Source organism: Bradyrhizobium sp. USDA 4503, assembly GCF_054055815.1.
In genome coordinates this window covers 873,355-897,514 of sequence record NZ_JBSRXS010000001.1, presented here as the reverse complement: position 1 = coordinate 897,514, position 24,160 = coordinate 873,355, and the positions used below count along the sequence as shown (strand labels likewise).

Below are 24,160 nucleotides of genomic sequence, written 5' to 3'. Positions count from 1 at the left end.
CGATCGCTCGCCCGGCCCTGTGGCGGCCGTCCGCAAGCGCCTCAATCCTCGATCTCGCCGCTGCGGATCGCAAGCCGGATGGCCTGCGCTGTCGTGGCGACGCCGAGCCGAAGCCGCGCACGCCGCACATGGTTCTCGACCGTGCGTTCGGAAAGGCCGAGCGATGCCGCGATGTCGGCCTGGCGTCGTCCCGCCGAAATCCAGCGCAACACCTCGCGCTCCCGCGGCGACAGGCTCGACGCACCGTTCGGCTCGTGCGCTTCCATCAGCCCGCGGGCGGCGCGGAAGGCCGCCGCGCCGACCATCGTCAGCGCCGCACGCGTTCGCGGCGACGCATCGATCCGCGTTCCGGCGAAGCTCATCGCGCCTTCGAGGCCGGTGCGCCCGAACACCGGAACCTGCAGCCCATGGAAACCGGGCCCGCGCGGCGTGCGCACCACGCGGTACTTCTCGCCGCGCGCCGACATCACCTTGGTCCAGAAAAACGCCTGGTCCACATTGAGGAAATTGCGCGTCACCGGACAATGCCGGACATAGGTCTCGGCATCGACGGTCACGCCTTTGCCGAACCAGTCGCCTTCGACCCAGTAGATCCGGTCAACCAGGTCCTCACGTGCCGGCGACGCCGAGAACATCACGAACCGGTCGTAGCCGAGCGGCACGCTCGCGGACCGCACCGCCGCCTGGATCGCGGGCAAGCTCTCGCTGCCCTCGATCGCAACCACGGCTTCGATGTAGCGGTCCATGCGGTGCCATCGTGTCGTGCGGAAGGCCGGTCGCGCGCGGCCGAGCGCGTTGAGGATTTTCCCTCAAGCGAGGTCGGCCTGCAAGGCGCGCGACATTGGCCCGCCACCGGCGGCGGGGCGCGGTTCACCCCGCCCGCAGGTTGAGCCGCCGCCCGCTCAGTGCCCGCCGAGCGTATCGAGCAGAGCCCTTGCGGCTGCCTTGCCGACATTATTGGCGGCGAAGGGGCTGTCACCGGTGATCAGCTTGCGATCCTGATGGGTCTTGCCGGTGATGTCCTTGTTCAGGATCTCAACCCCGAGCGCCTGCAACTGTTCGCCGAACGCCCAGGTCAGCGCGCCCGGCATGTAGCCGATATCGGGCGTGGTCCGATCGATGGCGTCGGGAAATGCGCAGATCTTGTAGCCCTTGAAGGGATAGTCGCCCTTGGCTTCGCCGACCGCGGACGCCAGCAGCGCCGCCGGGCCATGGCAAAGCGAGATGATGTGCTTGTCGTTGTCGAGCGCCCATTTCAGGGCGGCCTTCACGTCGGTGCTTTCGGGCAAGCCGATCAGCGCACCATGGCCGCCGGGAATGAACACCGCGATGTAATCGGAATCCTTGCCGAGTTTTTTTTCGATCACGTCGGAGAGCTTCAGCGGCTGCTTCAGCCTGGCGAGATATTTCTGGTAGATGCTCTTGACCGCGTCATCCTCCTTCGGAAACGCCCAGAGCTCGAATTTGACCGGATTGCCCGACACGGTCGCGATATCGAATTCGAAGCCCGCCTTGTCGAGGTGATACATCGGCAACAAGGTCTCGACGGGATGGTTGCCGGTCGAGAACATCGTGCCGTTCTGCAACAGCAGATAGCGCTCGTCCGCGGCGATCATCAGAATTTTCCAGCGGCCGCCTCTGTAGGCGTTGGGATAGTCAGCGCCGGAGAGATCCGACTTGGCCGAGGTGAATTGCCCAAGCGAGTAAGGCGACGGAAAGAAAGCATTGTTCTCCGCCGGATCGGGTACGGGACGCTTGTCCTGGGATTGCTCGGACATCGAGATATCCTCTCTCATCGTGTTGCGATCCGGCAAAGGTAAGCACGAGATCCGCGATGAGGAATGAGGGATTTCCCTCAACCCACTTTCCCGGGCATCCCTATCCCTGTTTCTGCAACACCGTGATGTGCAGGCGGCGGCGGATCTCCATGCCCTGGCGGCGATAGAGCGCGATCGCCGAGACGTTGCTGGTGAAGACGTGCAGGAATGGAATTTCGCCACGCGCCACGATCTGGCGGGCGACCGCCGACAGCAGCGCCTGCGCGTAGCCACGGCCGCGATGCTCCGGATGCACGCAGACGGCTGTCATCTCGGTGTAGTTCCCCGGCTTCATCCGTTCGCCGGTCATCGCGACCAGTTCGCCATTGATGCGGATGCCGAGAAAGCTGCCGAGCTCATGCGTCCGCACGCTGAACGGGCCGGGCTTTGTCAGCTCCGTCAACGCCATCATCGCAGGAACATCGGTAGCGCCGAGCGTGACGATCTCGACGCCGGGCGCAGAATGGTCCGCGGGCACGCCGATCATCTGCTCGCCGGTCTCGGCCAGCAGCACCTTGAACTGCGGCGGCACCGGGACAGGATCGGGCGTGAACAGCACCGCGATGTCAGGTCCCGACAGCAGTGCACCGAGCGCGGCAAAGCTCCTTGGCGACATGTCGACCATGTCGGCGAAGGGTGCGATCGCGAGCGGGAAGCGCCGCGCATCGGTGCCGCCTTCCGCCAGCTCGCGTTGTCTCGTGGTCAGCGCGCTCCAGATTGGGCGATCGAGCGGATGATTGGGCGGGACTTCGGACATGCGGCGCTTCGCTCCTGATTTTCCTCGAACAGAGCAAGAAGCGCCGGCAAAATCCAGCATGGCATGGTGCGGTTGCGGCTCACAATCCCGACAGCCGTCGATCAAGTGATGCCGTCCGCCGGGTCAGGCCACCTTCAGGCGGAGCTCGGTGCCACCTTTGAGCGGCAGCGTGATCGACACGAAGCCGTTGTCGGGATCGCGCACGAACTCCAGGAAATCCGCCTCGGCATTGTCGTTCATGACGTAGCCGCCGACGCGCAGTTGCGGCGCGACGATCTCGACCACCTGGCGCGCCAGCGTCGGCCCCTTGTCGCCCGGCCAGCCGTCGATCAGGATGAAGTCAACGGGACCACCGAGATCGCGCAGCGTCTTGCGCGCATCGCCCTCGCGGATGTCGGCGTAGTCGGCAAGGCCGGCCTCCGCAAGATTGCGCTTCGCCGCTGTGACCTTGGCCGGCACGATCTCCGACCCGATCACGGTGCCGCCGCCATTGTCGCGCATCGCGGCGGCGAAATAGAGCGTCGACATTCCGACCGAGGTCGCGAACTCGGCGACGCGCTGGGCGCGCAAGCCGCGGCACAACAGATAGATCAGCTCGCCCTGCTCCGGGTGGATCGAGAATCCCTGCTCGGCATAGTCGTGCGGGTCGCGGCTGCCGCTCTGCGTCGGATTGCCGCGCACGGGCGCCCGGCGGGTGGCCTGCAGGCGCTCGATGACGGCCGTGACGCGGGCATCGCGGATCGCGCTGTGCGGTTCGGCGTTGTACATGAAGGGGCTCCTTTGCGACTGCGTCATTGCTGCAGGATCTCAGCGGCCGCGCGGTCGAGGATCTTTGCGATCCGCCGCGCCTCCGCGGCATCGCAGCCGCGCTTCTGGCGCAGCGCGCTCTTCAGCGCGTGACGGGCGCGGTGCACCTCGTCGGAGGCTTCGCCGTCGAGATCGCTCACACCGGCGAAGGCTTCGCGCACCTCCTCCATGCGGCGGCCGATCCGCGACAGCGCCTCGAGAATGGTATCCGCGGTCGTGCGGTTCTCGCCGAGATACGCCCTGCCCTGCTCGGTGATGCTGTAGAGCTTGCGCGCCGCGTCCTGGGTGACGCTGGCATGGCCGATCTCCTCGAGGAACGTCAGCGCCGGATAGATCACGCCCGGGCTCGGGCTGTAGAAGCCGTCCGACCGCTCCTCGATCCTCTTGATCAGCTCGTAGCCGTGCGCCGGCTGCTCGCCGAGCAGCGCCAGGATGACCAGTTGCAGATCCTGCGACGAAAGCCGCCGCGATCCCGGAAAATCACCGCCGCCACCCCGCCCGAAGAAGCCATGGCCGCCGCGGCCAAAGCGGTGACCGCCCCTGCCATGCCGGCCCATGGCGAAGAACCCAAACCGGAAGCCGTCATCGTCCCGGTCGCGAAACATCGATCGTCTCATTCGTGCATTCCTTACTGAAAACATATCTTACGATATATCTACAGATGGAGGGACAACAACCACATTTTCGTGAAATTTCCGAAATGGACGGCGACGACTGCTGGCCGAGGACTGGCCGGGCTCTCAGTCCGGGGCTTGCCGACCTTCATGCGGCTGGCCTATGGCTTTGAACGCCTTCCAGCCCCGCGACTCATGCGCCCCAAGACCTTCGAAGCCCATTGCCTGCGCCTGCCCGCCGCCACCAAGGTGGTGCAATGGGAAGGCACGTCGGTGTTCAAGGTCGGCGGCAAGATGTTCGCGCTGGCCGGCGGCTACATCGAGAGCACCGGCGGCTTCATGTTCAAGACCTCGAACATGGCCTATCACCTTCTGATCGAGCAGGGCCTGGCGCGGCCGGCGCCGTATCTGGCGCGCGCCAAATGGGTGCAGTTGATGGCGAACGACTCCCTGCCCGACGCTGAGCTCAAGGCCTATCTCGACCAGGCGCATGCGCTCATCGCCGGAAAGCTCACGCGGAAGTCGCGCAAGGCGCTCGGGCTCGACTGAGCACTTCGAGCCTCGCTGAGAAAGTAATGTCGGCCACCCGCGCGGGCTGCGCCCGTCCGGGTTGAGCAAGCTTCCTCTATTTCCAGCGCTCCCGATCTGCACCCAGCGGCTCGGCGCAATATTCTCATAGACAGAACAAAACAAGAACACTATACTATTGATCGCACTCCAGCAATTGGGACAGCGTGTAGTCTCCGTTCCTCCTGCCACTCCCCGCCCAGTTGTCGTCGAACTCGATGCGGCCTTCGCCCTCTTTTGGGTTGATCTTTCATCATGCGCAAACAAGATCAGAGTGAGCCTTGAACGACTGCTCGACTCGTTGGGCCTACCTCAGAGTCCGACGCTGGCCAAAAGAATTGAGTCGATCCAAGGCGCTGACAAACTTCAATCAGAGGTTTTTCATGCTCTCCGCGAAGTTGGCAATGTTGGGAGCCATGGAAGCGGTGTCCGTCGCGACGTAGTCCTCTCCGCGTTTGAGATTTATGAGCATCAGCTCGACATATTATTCAGCCCCGGCAACGGTTTAAGGATCGAATCCTTGGCCAGGCGGATACGGGCGACGAAAGGAAAATGAAGGGACGTTTCCCGCCCGATCGCGCCTCGCCCCCTTGCGCAGCCGCGACGCGGCTCAACCACCCAGCGGCTTGTCGGAATCGCCCGACAGCAATTTCGGGAACAGCTCCTTGAAGGCGAACTTGTCGTCGCCCTTGGCGCGGTCGAAGCGCAGCACGACGTCGAACCGGCTGCCCTCCCATTTGGTCGGCGGGATGCCCTTGCTGACCGGGATCAGCGGAAGGATATCGGAGATGATCGCCTTGTGCTCCCAGCACAGCAGCACGACGCCCTTCAGCGCCAGCACCGCAGGCACCAGCCTCGGCTCATCGCCCTTGCCAAAGCTTTCGTTCGGGGTCAGGCCGCGCCGTGCGGCAAGCGCCGAGATCGTCTCGGCCGGACGGCTCGACGGCGGCTGATTGGCCGTGGTGCCCGGTGTCGCGGCATAGATTGCATCGGGCTTGGCATAGTCACCGCCGGTGAGATCGGTGCCGAACAACGCGGTCCACGCGCCCGCACGCTCCCACCCACGGAGCACAAGCGACTCGGTGTCGGAGACGCCATCCGCGGTGAAACCGGGTCCCGGCCAGGAATCGCCCGGCTTCTCGGCATGACGGATGATGAAGAGCGTGAGCGCGTCCATGGGCGGCCTCTCGGGAGAAGATGTGTGGCAGGATCCGGCGTCGGCGACGTCGATCCTATCCCCGATACAGCCTCCGGTTGATGAACCGCATCACAGTTTGCGAAAACTCGCGCGGTACTGCGCCGGGGACACACCGAGCCGCTCGCTGAACACGATCCGCATCCGGTCGGCCGAACCGAAGCCGCAGTCGAACGCAACCGCCTTCAGCGGCCGGTCTGAGCTCTCGAGCAGCCGGCGCGCGGCGTCGACCCGCGCCCGCTCGACGAATTCGTGCGGCGTGATGCCGGTTTCCTGCGCAAAGGCGCGGCCGAAATTGCGCACGCTCATGCCGACGACTTCCGCCAGCGACTGCAGCGTGTGGCGCTCGCCGACCTGCTGCATGACATGCGCCTGCGCGCGCGCAATCGGCGAATCCTCATCGACCGGCGCGGTGAGATAGGGACTGAATTGCGACTGCCCGCCCTGGCGCTGCGCCACCACGACCAGCCGCTTGGCCACCGCGACCGCAACCTGCGGCCCGTGCCGCTCGGCGACCAGCGCGAGCCCGAGATCGATCCCCGCGGTCACGCCGGCCGAGGTCATCAGATGCCCATCGCGAATGTAGATGCGGTCGAAGATCACCTCGGCTGCCGGAAAGCGCGCCGCCAGCCGCTGCGCGTTCTGCCAATGCGTCGTCACCTTGTGGCCGTCGAGCAGCCCGGCATGGCCGAGCGCGAAGGCGCCGGTGCAAATCGAACCATAGAGCTCGGCGCGCGCGGGCGCCCCACGCAGCCACTGTGTCAGTTCGGGATCCGGCGCGGCGTCGGGCAATGCCGGCCCGCCCGCCACGAGCAGGATATCGAACTTCTCCTGTGCCTCGGCGAAGCTGAGATCGGCCGATATCTTCATGCCGTTCGATGCGCGCAGCGGTTCGCAGCCGGCACCGACCAGCACGGTCTCATAGCCATCGCCGGCCGGCACAAAGCCGTTCGTCTCCGCGAACACATCGACGGGACCCGCGACATCGAGCGCCTGCACCCCTTCGTGAATCGCGATCGCGACTCTCTGAACCGCCATGCCTTCTCCCTGCCCGCTGGCGCGAAACGACGTCTGGTTGGCCCGATCCGGCGGCGCGCGATCGTTGCGGGATCGGGCCAAAACGGGCGACAAGCACCCCACGGATCGCGCCATCCGGCGATCCGCACACACCGCAGAGACAAGCGCCGGGCTCGCGTGTTCGCACGCCACGGCATCGTCTTGCCACATCGAGGAGCGTCTTGAAATGACCGAGATCATCGCCGGCATCCGCGTACCCGACAGCGCGATGGCCCGCGCCGCCACCCAGCTGGTATGGGATACCGAGGACGCCCTGCTCTACAATCACAGCCGCCGCGTGTTCTTCTGGGGCGCGCTGACCGGCAACCGCCGCAAGCTGAAATTCGATCCCGAACTGCTCTATATCGGCGCCATGTTCCACGACATGGGCCTCACCGCTGCTCACGCGAGCCCCGATCTGCGCTTCGAGGTCGACGGCGCCAACGCTGCACGCGACTTCCTCAAGGGCTATGGCGTTCCGGAGCGCGACATCGAGGATGTCTGGACCTCAATCGCCCTGCACACCACGCCTGGCGTCCCCGAGCATATGCGTCCGACCATTGCGCTGGTCACCGCCGGCGTCGAGATGGACGTGCTCGGCATCGCCTACGACGATTTCTCGCACGAGCACCGCGACCATGTCTGCGCGCACCATCCGCGCGAGGCGAATTTCAAGGAGAACATCATCGATCATTTCGCCGCCGGCACCATCAGGAAGCCGCTGACGACCTTCGGCAACGTCAAGGCCGACGTGCTGGCGCTGAAGGACATGAACTATACCAGGACGAACTTCTGCTCGATCATCCTCGGCTCGAAATGGCCGACATGACGCGACGTCAATGGCGGTTGGCAGGACCGTGGTCGGGGCCGGGATCCCGACCGGCGGCCGCGTGGGAGAGCCGGCCCATGTAATGCGCCCAACCCTTGTCGTGGCTCTCGCACTGCGCGGCGTTCGGCAGGCCGCTATGGGTCATGCGGAGCAGCGTGCCGTTGTCCTGCTCCATCAGGTCGATCTCGATCAGGCTCGATCCCGGCGGCACTTCCTCGCTGCCCTCCCAGCCGAAGCTGTAGGCGAGACGATGCACCGGCACGACCTCGCGGAACGCTCCGCGCGCGGCGCGGCTGCGATCACTGCCGAGCCCCTTGAGGAAGTAGAGGCCCCCGGGATGCGTCTCGGTCGCGGCTTCCAGCCCCATCCAGCTTACGATCTTTTGCGGATCGGTCAGGAAGGCGAACACGGTTGCAGCCGGGGCTGCGATCTGGATCTCGCGTTGAACGATGAAGGCTTCAGTCATAGATCCATGCTCCATTGACAGTCGGCGCTCAGGGATAATTCGTGACAAGGGTGGTGCGTCAACCCCATGATGGTGTGATGCAATTGTCCTCGACGTTGAGCTGGCTGGTCGACGCCGCCGCCGAAACCGCGGGCGCCAACCGGTTGTTGGCGGACCTCGGTAGCCACCTTATCACGGATGGCCTGCCGCTTGCCGGCGGCGCTCTGACGCTCGAGGTTCCGCACCCCCTGATTGCAAGACGAACCTGGCTGTGGCGTGCCGACAATGGCGAGGTCATCGAAGCGCTCGGATTCGCGCCGGAACAACCTTTTGCGATGCCCGATATGGTGGGATCCGGCGACGCCGGCCGGCGCTGGCTCGGAACTCTCGCGCCCGGCCCGATCCACGAGGGCACGATTGGAACGCGGCCGGATGGCCCGACCCTCGGCTGGATCGGGACACGCGCCTTCACACCTGCCGAGGCGGATCAATTGCGCGAGGCGGCGCGGTTCATGGCCGCGCCGCTCGCCGCGCTCGCGGCGCGCGCGACACTGACGGTGGCGCTGGAGGCGTATCTCGGCCGGCGCAGCGCGGCGCGCGTGCTGGCATCGCCATTGCGGCGCAATACCGGCGAAACCATCCGGGCAGCACTGCTGTTTGCCGACCTCCGCGGCTTCACCGCGCTGTCGGAAAGCCATCCGCCTGCCGAGGTGATCGCGGCGCTCGATGCCTGGTTCGACCGCATCGCGGGCGCCATCCACGCCTTCGGCGGCGAGGTGTTGAAATTCATCGGCGACGGCCTGCTTGCAATCTTTCCGGTCACGACCAGCGCGCGCAGCGCATCCGAGGCGGCATTGCGCGCGGTGTCGGCGGCGCGCGTCGGCATGGCGCATCTCGATGCAGAGCGACGCAAGCAGGGCTTGCCGCCGTTGCCATTCGGCGCGGCGCTGCATCTTGGCGAGGTGCACTGGGGCAATATCGGCGCCGCCGACCGCCTCGACTTCACCGCGATCGGCGCCGCGGTCAATCTGGTGAGCCGGCTCGAAGGGCTCTGCAAGCCGCTCGAGCAGACCGTGCTGGTTTCGGGCGCCCTCGCCGCCGAGACCGAGACGCCGCTGGTCGCGCTCGGCAGTCATGAATTGCGCGGCATTGCGCGGCCATGCGCGGTCTTCACTTTGCCGGAGACTTGAGCCGGTCATCTGAACAGGCGCAGCCATGGCGCCAGATGAAATGCGCTCATCAGCGCGTACATCGGGACCATGCCCTGCAATGACAGCGGTCCCTGCATCGCGCCGCAGATCATGTCGGCCGGCGCCATCGCGGCAATCAGCGCCATCACGGCGAAGGTCGGCGCCGCCGCCAGCGACAGAAAGCGCGCCACGATGGGCCCGCGTCCGCTGAGCCGCCCCCTCACCCAATCTTCTCGTGTTTCGAAACCGGTCATCGTTCGATCTCTCTGGAGATGATCCATGTCGTCATGTGCTAGGTTAGGACCGGGCCTCGGAGGGTGAGAGTGACAAGTGTGTCGGGATTCGAATGGACTCGCTGATCATAGCTGCGGCGCGCGCGCTCGCGGCGGGTGATCCCCTCGGCGCACTGAAACGGGTGGCCCTGCGCGACGATGCGCCGGCGCTGGCGCTGCGCGGCATCGCGATGGCCCGGCTCGGCGATTTCGCCCGCGCCAAGGAGCTGCTGCGGCGCGCAGGCCGCGCCTTCGGCCCGCGCGAAGCGGTCGCGCGGGCACGTTGCGTGGTCGCGGAGGCCGAGATCGCGCTGGTGTCGCGCGACCTTTCCTTCCCCGGCAAGAGCCTCGCCGCGGCACGCGCAACGCTCGCGGCACGAGGCGATGCACTCAACGCCGCCCACGCCGGCTATCTCGAAATCCGCCGCCTGATGCTGATCGGGAGCCTCGATGCGGCCGAGCGCATGCTTGCTGGCCTCGACCCGGCACCGTTCCCGCCGGCGCTGCGGGTCGGCCATGAACTGGTCGTCGCCGGAATCGCGATGCGGCGGCTGCAGACCAAGCCGGCACGCGAAGCGTTGGCCCTCGCAAGGGAAGCCGCGCGCCGCGCCGGCATCGCCGAGCTCGCGGCCGAGGTCGAGAGTACCGCGCGCCTGCTCGCCACGCCCGCGGCGCGCCTGATCGCGCGCGGTAGCGAGCGGCCCCTCCTGCTCGAGGAGGTCGAAGCCCTGATGGCGTCGAAGACGCTCGTCGTCGATGCCTGCCGCTACGTCGTGCGCGATATCGGCACGACGGTCTCGCTGACCCGGCGGCCGGTGCTGTTCGCGCTTGCCCGCGCGCTGGGCGAAGCGTGGCCGCAGGACGTGTCGCGCGGCACGCTGATCGCGCGGGCGTTTCGCGGCAAGCACGCCGATGAATCACACCGGGCGCGGCTGCGGGTCGAGATCGGACGGCTGCGCCGGGCGCTGCGGCCGCTGGCCGATCTCAGCGCCACGCCTGACGGCTTTGTGCTCCAGCCGCATGGCCGGCGCGAGGTGACCGTGCTGGCGCTGCCGGTCGAGGAGGAGCATGCCGCGGTGCTGGCTTTTCTCGCCGACGGCGAGGCCTGGTCGAGCTCGGCGCTGTCGGTCGCACTAGGGGCGAGCCAGCGCACCGTGCAGCGTGCGCTCGACGCGCTGGCCGCCACCGGCAAGGTGCAATCGGTCGGCCGCGCCCGCGCCCGGCGCTGGATGACGCCGCCGGTGCCGGGATTCACGACGACGTTGTTACTCCCTGCCCCGCTGCCGAACGGCTAGCATCGGGGCGCAATCGGAAGCGTTTTCGAGCGAAGCGGATACCGGTTCGCGTGAAGAAAACGCGTCAAAGCAGGATTCTGGAGCCTCGATTCTGATTCAATCAGAATTGAAGCTCCAGGCGACAGGAGCGCACATGAAAAAGGCCACGGCCGAGATCATCCGGGAATACGGTCCCTTCGACGGCGTGGAGAACGTCGGCGGCGTCAGCTTCGACGGCGAGCAGGTCTGGTTCGCGGCCGGCGATCGCCTGGTCGCCTTCGATCCCGACAGCGGCAACACCACCCGCACCCTCGAGATCGCGGCTCATGCCGGCACCGCCTTCGACGGCAAGCACCTCTATCAGATCGCCGAGGACCGCATTCTGAAGATCGAGCCGAACAGCGGGCGCGTGATATCCACCATCCCCTCACCCGGCGGCGGCCGCGACTCGGGCCTCGCCTGGGCGGAGGGCTCGCTGTGGGTCGGCCAGTATCGCGACCGCACCATCGTTCAGATCGATCCGGAAACCGGCAAGGTTCTGCGCACCATCGAAAGCAACCGGTTCGTCACCGGCGTCTCCTGGGTCGATGGCGAACTCTGGCACGGCACCTGGGAAGGCGATGAAAGCGACGTGCGGCGCATCGACCCGCAGACCGGCGAAGTCATGGAAAAGCTGGAGATGCCGCAGGGCGTGTTCGTCTCTGGCCTCGAGTCCGACGGCGCCGACCGCTTCTTCTGCGGAAGCGGCTCCGCCAACAACAAGGTGCGTGCCATCCGGCGACCGAAGCGCAGCCGCACGTGAAGCGATTTGCGATCACCTTTCGGCCAGTGAAAGAATAGAGCGGATCACCTGGCGCTTCTCGTCCGACAAACCCGCGAGCAGCGCCTCGTCGAGATGCTGTTCTCGGATGAGCCGTGCGAAGACAAGCGGGAGCTGCGAGTATCGATAGTCGAACATCTCATCGAGCTCCCTCCTTCGCTGGTGCAGATACTCGCCAACTTCCCACATCTCCGACGGCGTCGCTGCCGCAACGGCCCTGCTCTTGAATTCGACCATCACCTTGGCGAGTGCGCACTCCACCGCCGAATCATAGGCCTTGCGCGCAATCTTCTTCTCGGCCGGGGACCATTGGAGATCACGGTACATAGTGGGCTCTCGTGCGCCTGACGTCGTGCCAACAGTCATGGCATTCAGCCGTAGACGCCCGACCGATGCAAGGACACCACAACGTTGCCCCTTTTGCCCGCCGCTCGGCAAGACCAATGCGTCTGTCCGAGCGGCGCGCTGCATGACGGAGTTAAAACCTCATGCCGGCGCAGGCACCGCCGTGGGCCGCGCCGCCGGCATCGGGCGGAAGGTCATCATGATCAGGAACGCGCCGATGCCGACCGCCCAGGAGCCGACATAGAGCCACGTGTAGCTCGCGAAGGTGTCGTAGATCAGCCCACCGGCGAGCGGTCCGGTCGCCATGCCGAGGCTGCCGGCCATGGCGGTGCCGCCGATTACCGTACCCATCATCCGCAGCGGAAAATTCTCGCGGATCAGCACGGAATACAGCGGCATGGTGCCGGCATAGATGAAGCCGAAGATCGCGGCGACCGCGTAGAATGCGGCGAGCTCGCGCACGAAGACGTAGCCGAGCGCGCCGAACGCCTGCGCCAGCAATCCGAGCACCAGCACGCGCTTGGCGCCAAAGCGGTCGCCGAGCAGGCCGAAGGCGATGCGGCCGCCCATCCCGGCGAGCCCTTCGACGCTGTAGATCGTCACCGCAGCAACCATCGGAATGCCGCAGGTGACCGCGTAACTCACGGTATGGATGATCGGGCCCGAATGCGTGGCGCAGCAGAAGAAATTGGTCGCGATCAGGATGATGAATTGCGGCGAGCGAAGCGCCTGCGCCAGCGACATCGGCGGTTCGCCGTTTTCGGAGACCGCTTCAGCGTGGTCGTCCTGCAGCGCCGGCGGGCGGCGCACCAGGAACGAGACCGGGATCATGATCGCGCCGACCACGCCCGAGACGATCAGCATCGCGGTGCGCCAGTCGTGGTGGGAGATCAGCCAGGCCGCAAGCGGCGACATCGTCATCGGCGCCATGCCCATGCCGGCCGACACCAGCGAGACGGCGAGGCTTCGATGGGTGTCGAACCAGCCGGTGACGCAGGCCATCATCGGGGCGAAGATCGCCGCCGTGGCCGCGCCGACCAGCGCGCCGAACACGAACTGAAATGCCAGCAGCGACGGCGCCTGGCTGGCCAGCGCGAGGCTGGCCGCCAGGACGACCGATCCGGTCAGCACCACCGGAAGCGGCCCGAAGCGGTCGGACAGCGTGCCCCAGATCATGCTGGTGAAGGCCATCGCGAGAAAGCCGATCGTCATCGCGCTGGAAATGCCGGTCACCGACCAGCCGGTCTCGCGCGCCATGGGCTGGAGGAACACCGGCAGCGAGAACATGCCGCCGATCGCGACACAGCCGAGCAGGCCGCCAGCCGCGACGATCACCCAGCGATAGGTCGAATTGCTCATTCCGGAACTCCCATGCAGCTCGTTCTGGCTGGAAGACGAACGGACCGGAGTGGAACCGACAGCTGGCGCGCCCGCCAGCTCACTTTTTTGCGAGCGTGGCGTCTGGCGCGGCTACCGAGATATTCCTTCTGGTCAGCGGCCAGCCAGACTGCACCCCGGCTTCGGTGCGATCTCGCCGAGCGCTCGCACCTGCACGAGTTCCGAACCCTGCGTCCTGGCGATGAACATGCTCATCGCCGCTTGATGGTCCTGACCGAGCGTGACAGGGCCGGTCGGCGACGGAATGGCGAGGTCCGCCATCGCGTCGATGATCGCCTCCTTGTCGAGCTTGCCGGCCTTCTCGGCCGCCGCCTTCAGCGCGATCAGCGTGTTGTAATGCGTCATCACATAGTTCGACACCGCGACACCCGGCTCTGCGGCGGCGCGCGCCTTCGCCACGAACGCCTTGACGGCCGGATCCTCGCTCGCCGCGACCGCCGGCACCACTGTGACCATGTTCTGGCCCTTCCCGCGGAAGATGCCGAGGTCGACCTCGGACAGTCCGAGGAATGCCACGGTGATGTCCTTTAGCAATCCGGCCTCGTCGGCCTGCCGGATGAAATCCATCCCGTCGCCCTTCAGCGCGAACAACAGCACCTTGGCCTTGCTCGCCGCGACCTCCTTGATCAGCGGTGAAAAGTCGGTCTCCGTCCCCAGCGTGTATTTGGTCGCGACCACCTTGCCGCCGAGCTTCTCGATCAAGGGCTGCGCGATGCCGAACATCTGGTGCGGCCAGACCCGGTCGGCGCCGAGCAGGAAGTACGTGTTGCCGAAGGTTTGCGTCATGTAGGGCAGCAGCTGGCCGAGCTCCTGGTTCGGCACCGCGCCGAACGAAAACAGATAGCGGCTGCATTTGCCGCCCTCGTAATTGGTGGCATAGAGCAGCGGCGTCTTCGAGCTCTCGGCAAGCGGCACCAGCGCATTCAGGTTGCGCGAGGTGATCGGACCGACCACCGCCAGCACGCCCTGCTTCTCAACCAGCGAGCGCATCGCCTCAGCGGCCGAACCCGGCCGGGTCTTGTCGTCGACATAGATAACCTCGACCGGCCGGCCGAGAATGCCGCCCACCGCGTTGATATCCTTGGCGGCGAGATCGAGCCCGAGTTTCGCCTGCTGGCCGTAAAGCTCGACCCCGCCGGAAAACGGCAGCACCGCGCCGACGCGGATCGGTTCGCCGGATTCCGCTGCGCACGAAGGCTGCAGCACCGCGGCGCAGACTAGCAGCGCGAGCGTCGTGCAGATGATCGAGCGTGATGCCATGTACGTCGTCCCTTCAAGCTTGATACAACCATGCTTGATCGAGGTTATCGGCGCGGCACTGAAGAATTCGTCAAGCGCGCCCCCATTTGCGTCACATTCGAGGCTATGCTCACTCCGCGCGTCGAGAATTTCCGCGCGCCTTCTTCCCCAAGATTTCAAGCCTATCGGGCAACCCGCGTTCGCGGAGTGCTCGTTCATGCGGTGTGACGATTGATGAAAGGATACCTCTTGCAAAACCGCTTCGTCCTGATCTCCGGCTGCTCCGGCGCCGGAAAATCGACGCTGCTGGCCGATCTGCGTGCGCGCGGCTATCCGGTCGTCGAGGAGCCCGGCCGCCGTATCATCGCCCATGAGCTCGCGTCCGGCGGCAAGGCGCTGCCGTGGGTCGATGCGGCAGCATTCCTGCATCGCGCCATTGACGTCGCACTGAAAGATATGGAGATGGCCAAAGCCCATTCCGGATGGGTGTTCTTCGATCGCGGCCTGGTCGACGCGGCGTCGGCGCTGCAGGCATTGACGGGCGAGCCGGTGCTGCACCCGACCTGCTCCGTCCATCGCTACCACAGATGCGTGTTCATGACGCCGCCGTGGCCCGAGATCTACCTCACCGATCCGGAGCGGCGGCACGGCTTCGAGGCCGCAATGGCCGAGTATCGGCGGCTGATGGAGACGCTTCCAACGCTCGGCTACGACGTGATCCACCTGCCGAAGGTATCGCCGTCCGCGCGCGCCGATTTCGTGCTGGCGACGCTCGGCGGCGGCATCCTGACTGAGGCCTGATCAGGCCGTCACTCCGCGGCCTCGCGCTGCGGAACGCCCTGCTCGACGTCGAGCTGCAAGATGTCGTTGAAGCGATTGAAGGCGCCGCACAGCGCGATCCGCCAGGTCAGCTCGACGATCTGCGCTTCCGAGAAATGTTCGCGCAGCCGTGCGAAGATCTCGTCGCGGGTCTTGTTCCAGTTGTTGGTTACGGCGATCGCATATTCGACCACGAGCTTGTCGAGCGCATCGAGCTCGGGATGATCCTGATAGTCGAGCAGCCGTTCGGCGCCCGCTTCCGAAACTCCCTGGATCGCGAGCTTCGGCGCATGGTGCGACACGCAATAATCGCACTTGTTGAGCAGCGACACCGTTACCAGCGCGAGCTCGAGATGCCGCTTCGAGACCACCGCCTCGTCGGCGAGATCGACCAGCAGCGACCACATGTGCTTGAAGATCGGCGGGCGCTGCGCCATGACGCCGGCCTGGTTCTCGAACGCGCCATAGGTGGTCATCTTGTCCCACAGCGGCTTGAGCTCGCTCGGCAGGTCGTTCCTGGTCTTGATTGACACGCGTGACATGGATTGCCTCGGATCGGAAATTGAACCAATGCAGCCTGCCCCGCTTCGCCTGATACCGCAAGCCGCAGGGCGGCATGGCAGGCGTCACGCTGGTCGCAACCCGCGGCGCGGTCCGGCAAGCGGAGCAACCGTCGGCTCAGAACGACGCCCCGCCTCCGAACCGGAACTCCTGCACGATGTCGTATTTACCCTTCGTGAGCGGCACGGCGTAATCGAAGCGCAGCGGGCCAAACGGCGAGGCCCAGATCAGGCCGACACCGACCGAGGTTCGCACCACGTTCCCGTCGTCGTATTGGAGGCCGCATTTGCAAGCAGCCGTATTCACCTCGCCGGTCGCGGCCCACGACGTCGGGCCTTCATAACCCCACAGCGAGCCGGCGTCCGCATAGACAGCCCCCTTCAGCCCAACCTCAGAGGGCAGGAACCAGAACGGCATCTGCAGCTCCATCGACGCACCCCAGTATTTGGTGCCGCCGAGCGCATCCCCGACCGCGCCAAGGCTCGCATAGGTGATGTCGCGCGGGCCGATGCCGTTGGTGGCAAAGCCGCGCACCAGATTCGGCCCCATCTGGAAATGATCCAGCATGCGCAGATCGTTGTCGCCGACCTTGGTGAGCAGGCCGCCCTGCAGGTGGATCAGTCCGACCAGGTCGGACACCAGCGGCGTATAGTATTTCGCGTCGACCGCGCTCTTCAGATACGTCACGTCGCCGCCGACGCCGGCAAAGTCCTGCTTGAAGTCGATCAGCAGGCCATCGGTCGGGTTCTTGTTGTTGTCGACGGTGTTGTAGCTCAGGGTGTAGCCGATCTGCGAGGTCCAGGTCGCCCCTGCGGCCAGCTCCTTGCGCACCGGCAAGGTGGATTCGCCGTCGCCGTAGCAGCCATATCCATACAGCCCCGACGAGACCGAGTTGGTGGGATCGACGCCGCCGAGCACACTCTGGATGTAGGCAGGCGTCGGATTGAACGCGAGCAACGGGTTGGACGGATTGTTGTTGCAGTTCGCGTAGGCGCTATCGAGTGAGATTTCCTGCTGATAGAGCGAGTATCGCAGCTGGAGGGTCAGGTCTTCGCGTAGCGCCAGGCCGAGCCGCGGCGAGAACCCGATCGTCTTCACGCCATAGGTCGTGTAGTCCGTCGGCAATTGCTCCTTGTAATACGCATCGAGCCCGAGCGCGACGCGATAGTCGAGCAAATACGGCTCGACAAAGGACAGCGACAAGCCACGCGAGTACTGGCCGTAGCTGACCGTTGCCTTGGCGAACAGGCCGCGGCCGAGCAGATTTCGCTCCGAGATACTGACCTCGGCAAGCGCGCCGTCCGTCGTGGAATAACCGCCCGACAGGGAGAAGTCGCCGGTCGACTTTTCCTCCAGGTTGACGATCAGAACGACGCGATCGCTTGTCGAGCCGGGCTCGGTGGTGATCTTGACCGTCTTGAAATAGTCGAGATTCTTCAGCCGCCGCTCGGCGCGATCGACCAGCGCACGGTTATATGCATCGCCCTCTGAGAGATCGAACTCGCGCCGGATCACGTAGTCCCGGGTGCGGCCGTTGCCGCGAATGTCGATCCGCTCGATATAGGTGCGCGGCCCCTCCTCCACGCGAAACATGATCCCCACCGTGTGGGCCTCGAAATTCCGTGCGCCGTCCGGACGGACCACCGCGAAGGCATAACCGCGGCGTGACGCTTCGATCTGCATGTCCTCGACCGACTTCTCGACCGCCTCGACATTGTAGAGCGAGCCTTCGCCGACGCGCGACAATGAACGCAGCGTCGTCGGATCGAAGCCCGCAATGTTCGAGCGGAAACTGACCGTCGCAACGCGGTACTGCTGCCCCTCATCGATCTTGAACGTCACCTGAAAGCCCTTGCGCTCCGGATCATACTCGGCGAGCGCAGCCACGACCTGGACGTCCGCGTAACCGTGCTTCAGGTAGAAACGGCGGATCAGGTCACGGTCGGCCTCGACCCGATCCGGGTCATAGATGTCGGCATTGCCGAGAAAGCTCAGGAAGTTTGTCTCATGGGTCTTGATCACGTCTTTCAGGCGCGCCGCCGAAAAACTGTTATTGCCAATGAACGCGATGGTCTTGATGCCGGTCTTCGCTCCCTCGTCGACGGTGAAGACGAGATCGACGCGATTGTTCGAGCGCTCGATGATTTCCGGCGTGACGTGCACGTCGTAGCGGCCTGAGCGCCGATAGATCTCGGCGATCCGCAGTGCATCGGACTGCACCATCGGCCGCGACAGGGTGCCCCGCGGCTTGGACTGCATTTCGGCCGAGAGCTGCTCGTCCTTGATCTTTTTGTTGCCCTCGAACGCGACGCGGTCGATCACTGGATTCTCGATCACGGAAACGACGATCCTGCCGCCCGCCTGATTGATCATGACGTCCTGGAACAACCCGGTCCCGACCAGCTCCTTGAGGGCGTCGTCGATGGCAGCTTGATCGAGATGGCCGCCGGGCCCCGGCCTGAAATAGGAGCGGATGGTCTCCGCCTCTACCCTCCGGTTGCCTTCGACCGTGATCGCATCAAGCGATTGGGCCGCCACCGGAGCCAACAATGGCCATATCACCGGCGTCCCCGGGATCGAAAAGCCCGACAGCACGATCGCCGCGACAAAGCCCCGCCACGTCTTCATTCCACACCTCGCGAACAACAAGCCCGTTGTGACGGGATGGTGATGGCTGCGGTGTGGCTGCAGGGTTGCGGAATTATTTCCAGTGGTTTGGGACTGTGAGCGCGATGCGACGCAGCCAGCATCGCGAATTGTTTCGGGCTGCGAGCGACGCTTACAGTTCAGAAACACTATGCTTACGAAAAGGCGCAATGCCGCCCACAAGCGACGCCTATGCTGGTCAATTGGTGGCTGAGCGCGCTGGAACGCGCGCCAATGACGTTATGATGAGGACCCAGTCGCGGATCATGCTTGCAAACACTCCGAAGATCCTGATCGTCGAAGACGATCTGCCGACCAGAGACCTGATTGCCCGCTACCTGCGCGACCAATCCTGCCTGGTGGCCACGGCCTCGAATGGCAGGGAAATGGATCGTTACCTCGCCGGGCATTCGCTCGATCTCGTCATCCTCGATCTGATGCTGCCCGGAGAGAATGGATTGACCCTGTGTCGCCGCCTGCGCGGCGACTCGACGATCCCGATCATCATGCTCACGGCGAAAGGCGAGGACCTCGACCGGATCCTCGGGCTCGAGATGGGCGCGGATGATTATCTCGCCAAACCGTTCAATCCGCGTGAGCTGCTGGCGCGGATCAACGCGGTGCTGCGTCGCCAGGCCCAGGCCGGCCTTGCCGGGCGCTCGGGCCAAAGCGCCGCGCGCCTGCGCTTCCAGGACTGGACCATCGATCTTCGCCTGCGCGAACTGCGCGATCCCGACGGCGCCCAGGTCCCGTTGACCAGCGCGGAGTTCGACCTGCTGCAGGCGTTCTGCGAGCGACCCGGCCGGATCCTCACGCGCGATGGCCTCTTGACCATGACGCGCAGCCGGCCGGCCAGTCCATTCGGGCGCAGCATCGACGTCTTGGTCAGCCGGCTTCGCCGCAAGCTCGATACGAGCGAAGGATCGTCGGTGATCCGGACGGTACGCACCGGCGGCTACATCTTCACACCGCATGTGGAGGACGCATGAGCTGGACCCGCAGGATTGCCGCGCTTTTCAGCTTCCACCGGATCAGTGGCCAGATCGCCGCGCTGATCCTGCTGTCGCTGGTGCTCATCCATGCGCTGATCGGGCTTTATTTCGTCAGCCAGAAGCCGAGATCGTTCGCGGACAGGCCGATCCATCAGTTCCAGCTGGTTGCCAAGCTTCTGGCCGAGGCCCCTGCGGCCGATCGCGCAACGCTGTTGCGCGCGGCCGATCGAGCCTTTCCTCGCCTGCACCTCACATTGCGCGACGCAGGTCCGGGCTCGTCTGACGGTGCTTCGTCAGAGCCGCCCGGCGTCGACGATATCGACGAGTTTTCCTCGAAGACCGCGCCGGCGGCGGCTCGGTTGCCGGACGGAGCCCTGTTCGAAGCGACGATCGGCCCGACTAAAATGCCGCCCTTCTTCGGCGGATTCTGGGTCAGCACATTCCTGTTCCTGTTCGTCAGCGTCACGCTGCTCGGCGTGTGGGCGGGCCGCGCGCTCAGCGCGCCGCTGTCCGCGTTCGCCCGCGCCGCCGAGAATTTCAGCATCAGCCAGGCGGCCGCGCCGCTGCCGGAGACCGGCCCGGAGGAAATCCGCGCCGCAGCAGTCGCGCTCAATCGCATGCGCGAACGCATCACCACGTTGATGAATGACCGCACGCGCATGCTCGCCGCCATCAGTCACGACCTGCGCACGCCGATCACCCGGTTGCGGCTCAGGTCCGAATATATCGAAAACGATGCCCAGCGCGCGGAGACCCTGCACGACCTCGATCAGATGCAGGCGATGCTGGAATCCGTGCTGTCATTCCTGAGCGGCGGCAGCGCGGCGAAGCCGACGCTTGTGAACGTCGCTGCGCTGCTGCAGACGATCTGCGAGCAATTCTCCGATTGCGGTCACGTCGTGCGCTACCAGGGCCCGAACAGGGCTTCGCTCCTGATCCGCCCGAGCGAGATCAGCCGCACCGTGACCAACCTGGTGGAGAACGCCCTGAGGTTCGGTAGCGAAGTCGAGATCAAGCTGACCGCGTCAGCCGATCAGGCCACCATCGATGTCTCGGACGACGGTCCGGGGATTCCAGAGCACCGCCGGGCCGAAATGCTGAAGCCGTTCGTCCGCGGAGACGAGGCCCGCACCATGGACGAGACAAGCGGCTTCGGACTTGGCCTTTCGATCGCGCAGGCCATGGTGTGCGGGCATGGCGGCCAGCTGTCGCTGCACGACAACACGCGGCACGGCCTTCTTGTTCGCATCAAATTGCCGGGGCCCGTGCACCCTGGATCGGATCGAAGTGGGACGAGCGCGTCGCGACCCGCAGTTCCTGAGCTCGTTGGCTAGAGCAAATTCAGGATCGGGTTTGGCCCGCAGGATCATCCCTTCCTCGGATCGGCGCGTGTGTTGCGCAGCAGATTGTCGCGCAGCCTCGCGACGGTCTTCTGCACGACGGGAAATTCGTCTCCGAGCCCGGTGGCTTCGACCAGGGACACATTGATGTCCTTGTCGAGCAGGCGCCGGCCTGCCGCCGTCAGGTTCACGCGAACCTGCCGCTCATCGGCGGGATCTCTGACGCGGCTGATATAGCCGCTCTGCTCCAGCTTCTTGAGGATCGGCGTCAGCGTGTTGGATTCCAGAAACAGCTTTTCGCCGAGCGCGCTGACGGTCTGCTCGTCCGCCTCCGACAGCGCCACCATGGCGATGTATTGGGTGTAGGTCAGGCCGACCGCATCCAGGATCGGCTTGTAGGCGCGGCCGAAGGCCAGATTGGCCGAATAGACCGCAAAGCACAGAAAATTCGAGAGTTTTCGGCCCTTGGTCTCGGCCTTGGAGGTGCGGGTCACGGGCGTCTCCGGAGTTTGTGATGTCGCGATCCATATAAATCGTATCCGATTAAATCGGAAGTGCTTGACACGATCAAGCTTGAAGCCTATTTCGACGCGCACACGATTAGATCGGACACGATCTATATTCATCCCAAAGGAGCTCGCCATGACCGCCAATGCAAAGGTTCTCGTCACTGGAAAGACCCACGTCACCGCCGGCCCGAACGGCGCCGCCCGCTCGCGCGACGGCTTCCTCGACGTCAAGCTGCCGCAGCCGCACCCCGCCGCGGAAAACCTGTTCGCGGCCGCCTGGTCGGCCTGCTACATCGGCGCGATCCAGCTCGCCGCCGGTCAGCGCAAGGTCAAGCTCGCGAGCGAGCCCGAGGTCGACGCCGAGATCGATCTGAACCAGGCCGGCAGCGCCTTCTTCCTGAGCGCCCGCCTCAACGTCCACGTCCCCGGCGTCGAGCGCGAGGTCGCGCAGGAGCTGATCGAAGCCGCGCACGGCATCTGCCCCTACTCCAAGGCGGTCCACGGCAACATCGATGTCACGACCACCCTCGTCTGAAACGAGCACATGACGATCTCCGACGCGGGCCGGCCGCTTGCCGGCTCGCGGTCGGGCAAGTCCAGAAGACTGGAGTTCAAGATGACCAGCAAGCTGATGAAGGCAACGCGCCTGCTCGCAAGGACGGCCTTGTTCACCGCAAGCCTCCTGACCATACCGAGCGCACAGGCGCAGCAACCGGCCGGTTTCACGCGAACCGACCTGCAGCGCCACGACCTCAGCGTCGGCGGACGTGAAGCCGTGCAGGTGCGGGTCGACATCGCGCCGGGCAAGGCCTTCGGCCGCCACACGCATCCGGGCGAAGAAATCATCTACGTGCTCGCCGGCCCCCTCGAATACGACGTCGACGGCAGGCCGCCGGCGAGGCTGAAGGCCGGCGACGTGCTGTTCATTCCCGCCGGCACGGTCCATGCGGCGAGGAATGTCGGCGACGTCACCGCCAGCGAGCTTGCGACTTACATCGTCGAGAAGGACAAGCCGCTGCTGACCCTCGTGAAGTGACCGGTACCGCCTGCCCGCCCCGGCGCCTGGGCAGGCACGGCGACATCGTGTTCACTTCGTGCCGTGAGCCTCGGCCTGCCGCACCGGCCGCGCATTGAAGATCAGGAAGCTGAGCGCGGCCATGATCCACACCCCGATGCCGCCATAGAGCATCACCCAGCCGAAGCCGCTCGCGAGTGCCTGATGCACGACCGGGCCGGTCAGCTCCGGCGCGGCTGCGACGTCGCCGGCCGCGATTCGCTCGCCGATCGCGCGAAGTTGCGCGCCGTCCAGCGCCGGTAGCACCGCCTTCAGATGCGCCAGCACGCCGCTTGCCAGGATGAAGCCCATCAGCGCGATGTTGACCGAAAGCGAAACCATCCGCGCGCTCATGTCGATGCCCGAGGCCATGCCGGCGCGGTCGCTCGAGACCGAGCCGGTCGTCGTGTTGGTGACCGGCGTGTTGGTGATGCCGAGGCCAATTCCGGCGAGCAGGCAGCCGGGCAGCATCGTCAGCCAGTCCGGCTGCGCGGCGGCGCTGGCGAATTTCATCAGCATGAATCCGGCGCCGATCGTGAACAGCCCCACCGGAATGATCAGTCCGGGCTGATAGCGCAGCGACAGTCGTTCGGCGAACGGCGGCATCACCAGCGTCGGCAGCGTGTAGGCAAGCAAGGCAAGTCCCGCGGACACGCTGTCATAGCCGAGGCCTGCATGAAACCAGATCGGCAGATAGATCATGAAGGGCCAGTAGCTGAGGTTCATCGCCGCCGAGCCGACGATCGAACCGGAGAAAGCCGGGATCCGAAAGACAGAGAAGTCGAACATCGGCCGCCGGCTGATTCTCTCGGCAACCAGGAACGCGGCGAAGCTCGCCGCGGAGACGCCGAGGATCGCAAGCCCCTTCAAGCTGACGAAGCCGAGATCCGGCCCCTGCGTGATGTAGAAGGCGAGGCAGAACACCGCGACCGACATCGTCACGATACCGGCGACGTCGAGGCTGCTGGCCTTTGGGTCCCTCGATTCATGCACACCGCCGATCGTGAGCACGAACGCCGCGGCCGCTAACAGCACGTGGACGAGGAACACCCACTCCCAGCTCAGCACCGCGACAACGGCGCCGCCGATGATCGGGCCGAAGCCGAGGCCGATGCCGAAGATGACGCCCCACCAGCCCCAGGCGACGGCGCGCACCCGGCCGCCCTGGAATTCGTGCGAGAGCACGGCGATCTGGCAGATCAAAAGCGCGCCGCCGCTGAGGCCCTGCAGGAACCGGGCGAAGATCAGCATTTCGACGCTCGAGGCAATGCCGCAGATCAGCGAGGTGATGCCGAACGCCGCGATCGCGACCAGGAAGATGCGCTTGCGTCCATAGCGGTCCGCGACCGTCCCGATCGCCATCAGCACCGTGGTGACCGCGATCGTGTAGGCGTTCATGATCCATTGCAGCGCCTTGAAGTCGGCATGCAGCACCCGCTCCAGCGTCGGCAGGATCGCGGGGATGCTGGAAATCTCCAATCCGAACATCAGGCAGGCAAGGCAAACGGCGGACAGCACGATAGCGCCGCGGCGGCTCAGTTCAGTAGACATGATCAGGCCTTTTGTTGTGGCAAGCCAACGGAGTACCGCACGCTGTTGCCAGGGTGCTGGCAG

The 24,160-nt window shown here is 65.2% G+C and carries 27 protein-coding genes; 11 read left to right on the top strand and 16 right to left on the bottom strand.

Features of this window, described 5'->3' with window-relative positions; genetic code table 11:
• Window positions 1-41: 41 nt before the first annotated feature.
• The 5 genes from ACVMIH_RS04240 to ACVMIH_RS04220 form a co-directional block, all read right to left on the bottom strand.
• Window positions 42-746: a PA1136 family autoinducer-binding transcriptional regulator gene (locus tag ACVMIH_RS04240; protein ID WP_057019828.1), complete on the bottom strand. Its 705-nt coding sequence runs from the start codon at window positions 744-746 to the stop codon at window positions 42-44.
• A 156-nt stretch (window positions 747-902) separates the two neighbouring features.
• Window positions 903-1,778 (bottom strand): glyoxalase III HchA, encoded by an 876-nt coding sequence (hchA, locus tag ACVMIH_RS04235; RefSeq protein WP_057020049.1) that lies wholly within the window; start codon window positions 1,776-1,778, stop codon window positions 903-905.
• Between the two features lie 100 nt (window positions 1,779-1,878).
• Window positions 1,879-2,574 (bottom strand): GNAT family N-acetyltransferase, encoded by a 696-nt coding sequence (locus ACVMIH_RS04230; protein WP_057019827.1) that lies wholly within the window; start codon window positions 2,572-2,574, stop codon window positions 1,879-1,881.
• Between the two features lie 123 nt (window positions 2,575-2,697).
• A complete protein-coding gene (locus ACVMIH_RS04225; protein WP_456827479.1) occupies window positions 2,698-3,342 on the bottom strand; it encodes an O-methyltransferase in 645 nt (214 codons plus the stop codon).
• 23 nt (window positions 3,343-3,365) lie between these two features.
• Window positions 3,366-3,998, bottom strand: a complete 633-nt coding sequence (locus tag ACVMIH_RS04220) for a PadR family transcriptional regulator (protein WP_225641185.1) — start codon at window positions 3,996-3,998, stop codon at window positions 3,366-3,368.
• 192 nt (window positions 3,999-4,190) lie between these two features.
• Here ACVMIH_RS04220 and ACVMIH_RS04215 point away from each other — a divergent pair, with 192 nt between their 5' ends.
• Entirely contained in the window at window positions 4,191-4,544 is a 354-nt protein-coding gene (locus tag ACVMIH_RS04215) for an MmcQ/YjbR family DNA-binding protein (RefSeq protein ID WP_057019824.1), read from the top strand.
• A gap of 157 nt (window positions 4,545-4,701) precedes the next feature.
• Entirely contained in the window at window positions 4,702-5,118 is a 417-nt protein-coding gene (locus tag ACVMIH_RS04210; protein ID WP_456860830.1) for a DUF4145 domain-containing protein, read from the top strand.
• 54 nt (window positions 5,119-5,172) lie between these two features.
• Here the strand turns inward: ACVMIH_RS04210 and ACVMIH_RS04205 are convergent, their stop codons facing one another.
• Together ACVMIH_RS04205 and ACVMIH_RS04200 are read right to left on the bottom strand one after the other, a co-directional pair.
• Complete coding sequence (locus ACVMIH_RS04205) at window positions 5,173-5,739, bottom strand: hypothetical protein (RefSeq protein WP_057019822.1); 567 nt, start codon at window positions 5,737-5,739, stop codon at window positions 5,173-5,175.
• 90 nt (window positions 5,740-5,829) lie between these two features.
• Window positions 5,830-6,795 carry a GlxA family transcriptional regulator gene (locus ACVMIH_RS04200; RefSeq protein WP_456827476.1) on the bottom strand — a complete coding sequence of 322 codons (966 nt, stop codon included), beginning with the start codon at window positions 6,793-6,795 and terminating at the stop codon, window positions 5,830-5,832.
• Between the two features lie 205 nt (window positions 6,796-7,000).
• On the opposite strand from ACVMIH_RS04200, the gene ACVMIH_RS04195 reads away from it, so the two are divergent.
• The gene (locus ACVMIH_RS04195; RefSeq protein WP_057019820.1) at window positions 7,001-7,642 is read left to right on the top strand and encodes an HD domain-containing protein; all 642 of its coding nucleotides are present in this window, start codon (window positions 7,001-7,003) and stop codon (window positions 7,640-7,642) included.
• A 7-nt stretch (window positions 7,643-7,649) separates the two neighbouring features.
• Here ACVMIH_RS04195 and ACVMIH_RS04190 read toward each other — a convergent pair whose 3' ends face one another.
• The gene (locus ACVMIH_RS04190; RefSeq protein ID WP_057019819.1) at window positions 7,650-8,108 is read right to left on the bottom strand and encodes an SRPBCC family protein; all 459 of its coding nucleotides are present in this window, start codon (window positions 8,106-8,108) and stop codon (window positions 7,650-7,652) included.
• Window positions 8,109-8,185: 77 nt separating this feature from the next.
• On the opposite strand from ACVMIH_RS04190, the gene ACVMIH_RS04185 reads away from it, so the two are divergent.
• The gene (locus tag ACVMIH_RS04185) at window positions 8,186-9,277 is read left to right on the top strand and encodes an adenylate/guanylate cyclase domain-containing protein (protein WP_057019818.1); all 1,092 of its coding nucleotides are present in this window, start codon (window positions 8,186-8,188) and stop codon (window positions 9,275-9,277) included.
• A gap of 5 nt (window positions 9,278-9,282) precedes the next feature.
• On the opposite strand, the gene ACVMIH_RS04180 is transcribed toward ACVMIH_RS04185, so the two are convergent.
• On the bottom strand, window positions 9,283-9,531 hold the full coding sequence (locus ACVMIH_RS04180; RefSeq protein WP_225159130.1) for a hypothetical protein: 249 nt from the start codon (window positions 9,529-9,531) through the stop codon (window positions 9,283-9,285).
• Between the two features lie 92 nt (window positions 9,532-9,623).
• Between ACVMIH_RS04180 and ACVMIH_RS04175 the strand changes: the two genes are divergently transcribed.
• The gene (locus ACVMIH_RS04175) at window positions 9,624-10,844 is read left to right on the top strand and encodes a helix-turn-helix domain-containing protein (protein ID WP_456827475.1); all 1,221 of its coding nucleotides are present in this window, start codon (window positions 9,624-9,626) and stop codon (window positions 10,842-10,844) included.
• 133 nt (window positions 10,845-10,977) lie between these two features.
• Complete coding sequence (locus ACVMIH_RS04170) at window positions 10,978-11,625, top strand: Vgb family protein (RefSeq protein ID WP_057019817.1); 648 nt, start codon at window positions 10,978-10,980, stop codon at window positions 11,623-11,625.
• A gap of 12 nt (window positions 11,626-11,637) precedes the next feature.
• On the opposite strand, the gene ACVMIH_RS04165 is transcribed toward ACVMIH_RS04170, so the two are convergent.
• The 3 genes from ACVMIH_RS04165 to ACVMIH_RS04155 form a co-directional block, all read right to left on the bottom strand.
• Window positions 11,638-12,009, bottom strand: coding sequence for a hypothetical protein (locus tag ACVMIH_RS04165; protein WP_245311731.1), 372 nt, complete (start codon window positions 12,007-12,009; stop codon window positions 11,638-11,640).
• Window positions 12,010-12,129: 120 nt separating this feature from the next.
• On the bottom strand, window positions 12,130-13,347 hold the full coding sequence (locus ACVMIH_RS04160; RefSeq protein ID WP_057019816.1) for an MFS transporter: 1,218 nt from the start codon (window positions 13,345-13,347) through the stop codon (window positions 12,130-12,132).
• A 132-nt stretch (window positions 13,348-13,479) separates the two neighbouring features.
• Window positions 13,480-14,646, bottom strand: a complete 1,167-nt coding sequence (locus ACVMIH_RS04155) for an ABC transporter substrate-binding protein (RefSeq protein WP_057019815.1) — start codon at window positions 14,644-14,646, stop codon at window positions 13,480-13,482.
• A 213-nt stretch (window positions 14,647-14,859) separates the two neighbouring features.
• Between ACVMIH_RS04155 and ACVMIH_RS04150 the strand changes: the two genes are divergently transcribed.
• Window positions 14,860-15,426 carry an AAA family ATPase gene (locus tag ACVMIH_RS04150; protein ID WP_057019814.1) on the top strand — a complete coding sequence of 189 codons (567 nt, stop codon included), beginning with the start codon at window positions 14,860-14,862 and terminating at the stop codon, window positions 15,424-15,426.
• 8 nt (window positions 15,427-15,434) lie between these two features.
• On the opposite strand, the gene ACVMIH_RS04145 is transcribed toward ACVMIH_RS04150, so the two are convergent.
• Window positions 15,435-15,986: a carboxymuconolactone decarboxylase family protein gene (locus tag ACVMIH_RS04145; RefSeq protein WP_057019813.1), complete on the bottom strand. Its 552-nt coding sequence runs from the start codon at window positions 15,984-15,986 to the stop codon at window positions 15,435-15,437.
• Window positions 15,987-16,122: 136 nt separating this feature from the next.
• Window positions 16,123-18,633: an outer membrane protein assembly factor BamA gene (gene bamA / locus ACVMIH_RS04140; RefSeq protein ID WP_456860829.1), complete on the bottom strand. Its 2,511-nt coding sequence runs from the start codon at window positions 18,631-18,633 to the stop codon at window positions 16,123-16,125.
• A 284-nt stretch (window positions 18,634-18,917) separates the two neighbouring features.
• Between bamA and ACVMIH_RS04135 the strand changes: the two genes are divergently transcribed.
• Together ACVMIH_RS04135 and ACVMIH_RS04130 are read left to right on the top strand one after the other, a co-directional pair.
• Complete coding sequence (locus ACVMIH_RS04135) at window positions 18,918-19,640, top strand: response regulator (protein ID WP_456860827.1); 723 nt, start codon at window positions 18,918-18,920, stop codon at window positions 19,638-19,640.
• Window positions 19,637-20,977: an ATP-binding protein gene (locus tag ACVMIH_RS04130; RefSeq protein ID WP_057019811.1), complete on the top strand. Its 1,341-nt coding sequence runs from the start codon at window positions 19,637-19,639 to the stop codon at window positions 20,975-20,977. The genes ACVMIH_RS04135 and ACVMIH_RS04130 overlap by 4 nt, the downstream gene beginning before the upstream one ends.
• Before the next feature lie 32 nt (window positions 20,978-21,009).
• Here ACVMIH_RS04130 and ACVMIH_RS04125 read toward each other — a convergent pair whose 3' ends face one another.
• Entirely contained in the window at window positions 21,010-21,477 is a 468-nt protein-coding gene (locus tag ACVMIH_RS04125) for a MarR family winged helix-turn-helix transcriptional regulator (protein WP_456860825.1), read from the bottom strand.
• A gap of 148 nt (window positions 21,478-21,625) precedes the next feature.
• On the opposite strand from ACVMIH_RS04125, the gene ACVMIH_RS04120 reads away from it, so the two are divergent.
• The gene (locus ACVMIH_RS04120) at window positions 21,626-22,027 is read left to right on the top strand and encodes an Ohr family peroxiredoxin (RefSeq protein ID WP_057019809.1); all 402 of its coding nucleotides are present in this window, start codon (window positions 21,626-21,628) and stop codon (window positions 22,025-22,027) included.
• Window positions 22,028-22,123: 96 nt separating this feature from the next.
• Window positions 22,124-22,528 carry a cupin domain-containing protein gene (locus tag ACVMIH_RS04115; protein WP_057020046.1) on the top strand — a complete coding sequence of 135 codons (405 nt, stop codon included), beginning with the start codon at window positions 22,124-22,126 and terminating at the stop codon, window positions 22,526-22,528.
• Between the two features lie 51 nt (window positions 22,529-22,579).
• On the opposite strand, the gene ACVMIH_RS04110 is transcribed toward ACVMIH_RS04115, so the two are convergent.
• On the bottom strand, window positions 22,580-24,097 hold the full coding sequence (locus ACVMIH_RS04110; protein WP_456827474.1) for an MFS transporter: 1,518 nt from the start codon (window positions 24,095-24,097) through the stop codon (window positions 22,580-22,582).
• Window positions 24,098-24,160: the final 63 nt, after the last annotated feature.

Bases quoted from the DNA above. Each gene is read 5' to 3' on its own strand.
- ACVMIH_RS04190 (WP_057019819.1), bottom strand. From the start codon at position 8,108: ATGACTGAAGCCTTCATCGTTCAACGCGAGATCCAGATCGCAGCCCCG.
- ACVMIH_RS04200 (WP_456827476.1), bottom strand. From the start codon at position 6,795: ATGGCGGTTCAGAGAGTCGCGATCGCGATTCACGAAGGGGTGCAGGCG.
- ACVMIH_RS04170 (WP_057019817.1), top strand. From the start codon at position 10,978: ATGAAAAAGGCCACGGCCGAGATCATCCGGGAATACGGTCCCTTCGAC.
- ACVMIH_RS04205 (WP_057019822.1), bottom strand. From the start codon at position 5,739: ATGGACGCGCTCACGCTCTTCATCATCCGTCATGCCGAGAAGCCGGGC.
- ACVMIH_RS04215 (WP_057019824.1), top strand. From the start codon at position 4,191: ATGCGCCCCAAGACCTTCGAAGCCCATTGCCTGCGCCTGCCCGCCGCC.
- ACVMIH_RS04150 (WP_057019814.1), top strand. From the start codon at position 14,860: ATGAAAGGATACCTCTTGCAAAACCGCTTCGTCCTGATCTCCGGCTGC.
- ACVMIH_RS04175 (WP_456827475.1), top strand. From the start codon at position 9,624: ATGGACTCGCTGATCATAGCTGCGGCGCGCGCGCTCGCGGCGGGTGAT.
- ACVMIH_RS04110 (WP_456827474.1), bottom strand. From the start codon at position 24,097: ATGTCTACTGAACTGAGCCGCCGCGGCGCTATCGTGCTGTCCGCCGTT.
- ACVMIH_RS04195 (WP_057019820.1), top strand. From the start codon at position 7,001: ATGACCGAGATCATCGCCGGCATCCGCGTACCCGACAGCGCGATGGCC.
- ACVMIH_RS04240 (WP_057019828.1), bottom strand. From the start codon at position 746: ATGGACCGCTACATCGAAGCCGTGGTTGCGATCGAGGGCAGCGAGAGC.
- ACVMIH_RS04135 (WP_456860827.1), top strand. From the start codon at position 18,918: ATGCTTGCAAACACTCCGAAGATCCTGATCGTCGAAGACGATCTGCCG.
- ACVMIH_RS04160 (WP_057019816.1), bottom strand. From the start codon at position 13,347: ATGAGCAATTCGACCTATCGCTGGGTGATCGTCGCGGCTGGCGGCCTG.
- ACVMIH_RS04230 (WP_057019827.1), bottom strand. From the start codon at position 2,574: ATGTCCGAAGTCCCGCCCAATCATCCGCTCGATCGCCCAATCTGGAGC.
- hchA (WP_057020049.1), bottom strand. From the start codon at position 1,778: ATGTCCGAGCAATCCCAGGACAAGCGTCCCGTACCCGATCCGGCGGAG.
- ACVMIH_RS04220 (WP_225641185.1), bottom strand. From the start codon at position 3,998: ATGAGACGATCGATGTTTCGCGACCGGGACGATGACGGCTTCCGGTTT.
- ACVMIH_RS04185 (WP_057019818.1), top strand. From the start codon at position 8,186: ATGCAATTGTCCTCGACGTTGAGCTGGCTGGTCGACGCCGCCGCCGAA.
- ACVMIH_RS04145 (WP_057019813.1), bottom strand. From the start codon at position 15,986: ATGTCACGCGTGTCAATCAAGACCAGGAACGACCTGCCGAGCGAGCTC.
- ACVMIH_RS04130 (WP_057019811.1), top strand. From the start codon at position 19,637: ATGAGCTGGACCCGCAGGATTGCCGCGCTTTTCAGCTTCCACCGGATC.
- ACVMIH_RS04180 (WP_225159130.1), bottom strand. From the start codon at position 9,531: ATGACCGGTTTCGAAACACGAGAAGATTGGGTGAGGGGGCGGCTCAGC.
- ACVMIH_RS04165 (WP_245311731.1), bottom strand. From the start codon at position 12,009: ATGACTGTTGGCACGACGTCAGGCGCACGAGAGCCCACTATGTACCGT.
- ACVMIH_RS04120 (WP_057019809.1), top strand. From the start codon at position 21,626: ATGACCGCCAATGCAAAGGTTCTCGTCACTGGAAAGACCCACGTCACC.
- ACVMIH_RS04155 (WP_057019815.1), bottom strand. From the start codon at position 14,646: ATGGCATCACGCTCGATCATCTGCACGACGCTCGCGCTGCTAGTCTGC.
- ACVMIH_RS04115 (WP_057020046.1), top strand. From the start codon at position 22,124: ATGAAGGCAACGCGCCTGCTCGCAAGGACGGCCTTGTTCACCGCAAGC.
- bamA (WP_456860829.1), bottom strand. From the start codon at position 18,633: ATGAAGACGTGGCGGGGCTTTGTCGCGGCGATCGTGCTGTCGGGCTTT.
- ACVMIH_RS04225 (WP_456827479.1), bottom strand. From the start codon at position 3,342: ATGTACAACGCCGAACCGCACAGCGCGATCCGCGATGCCCGCGTCACG.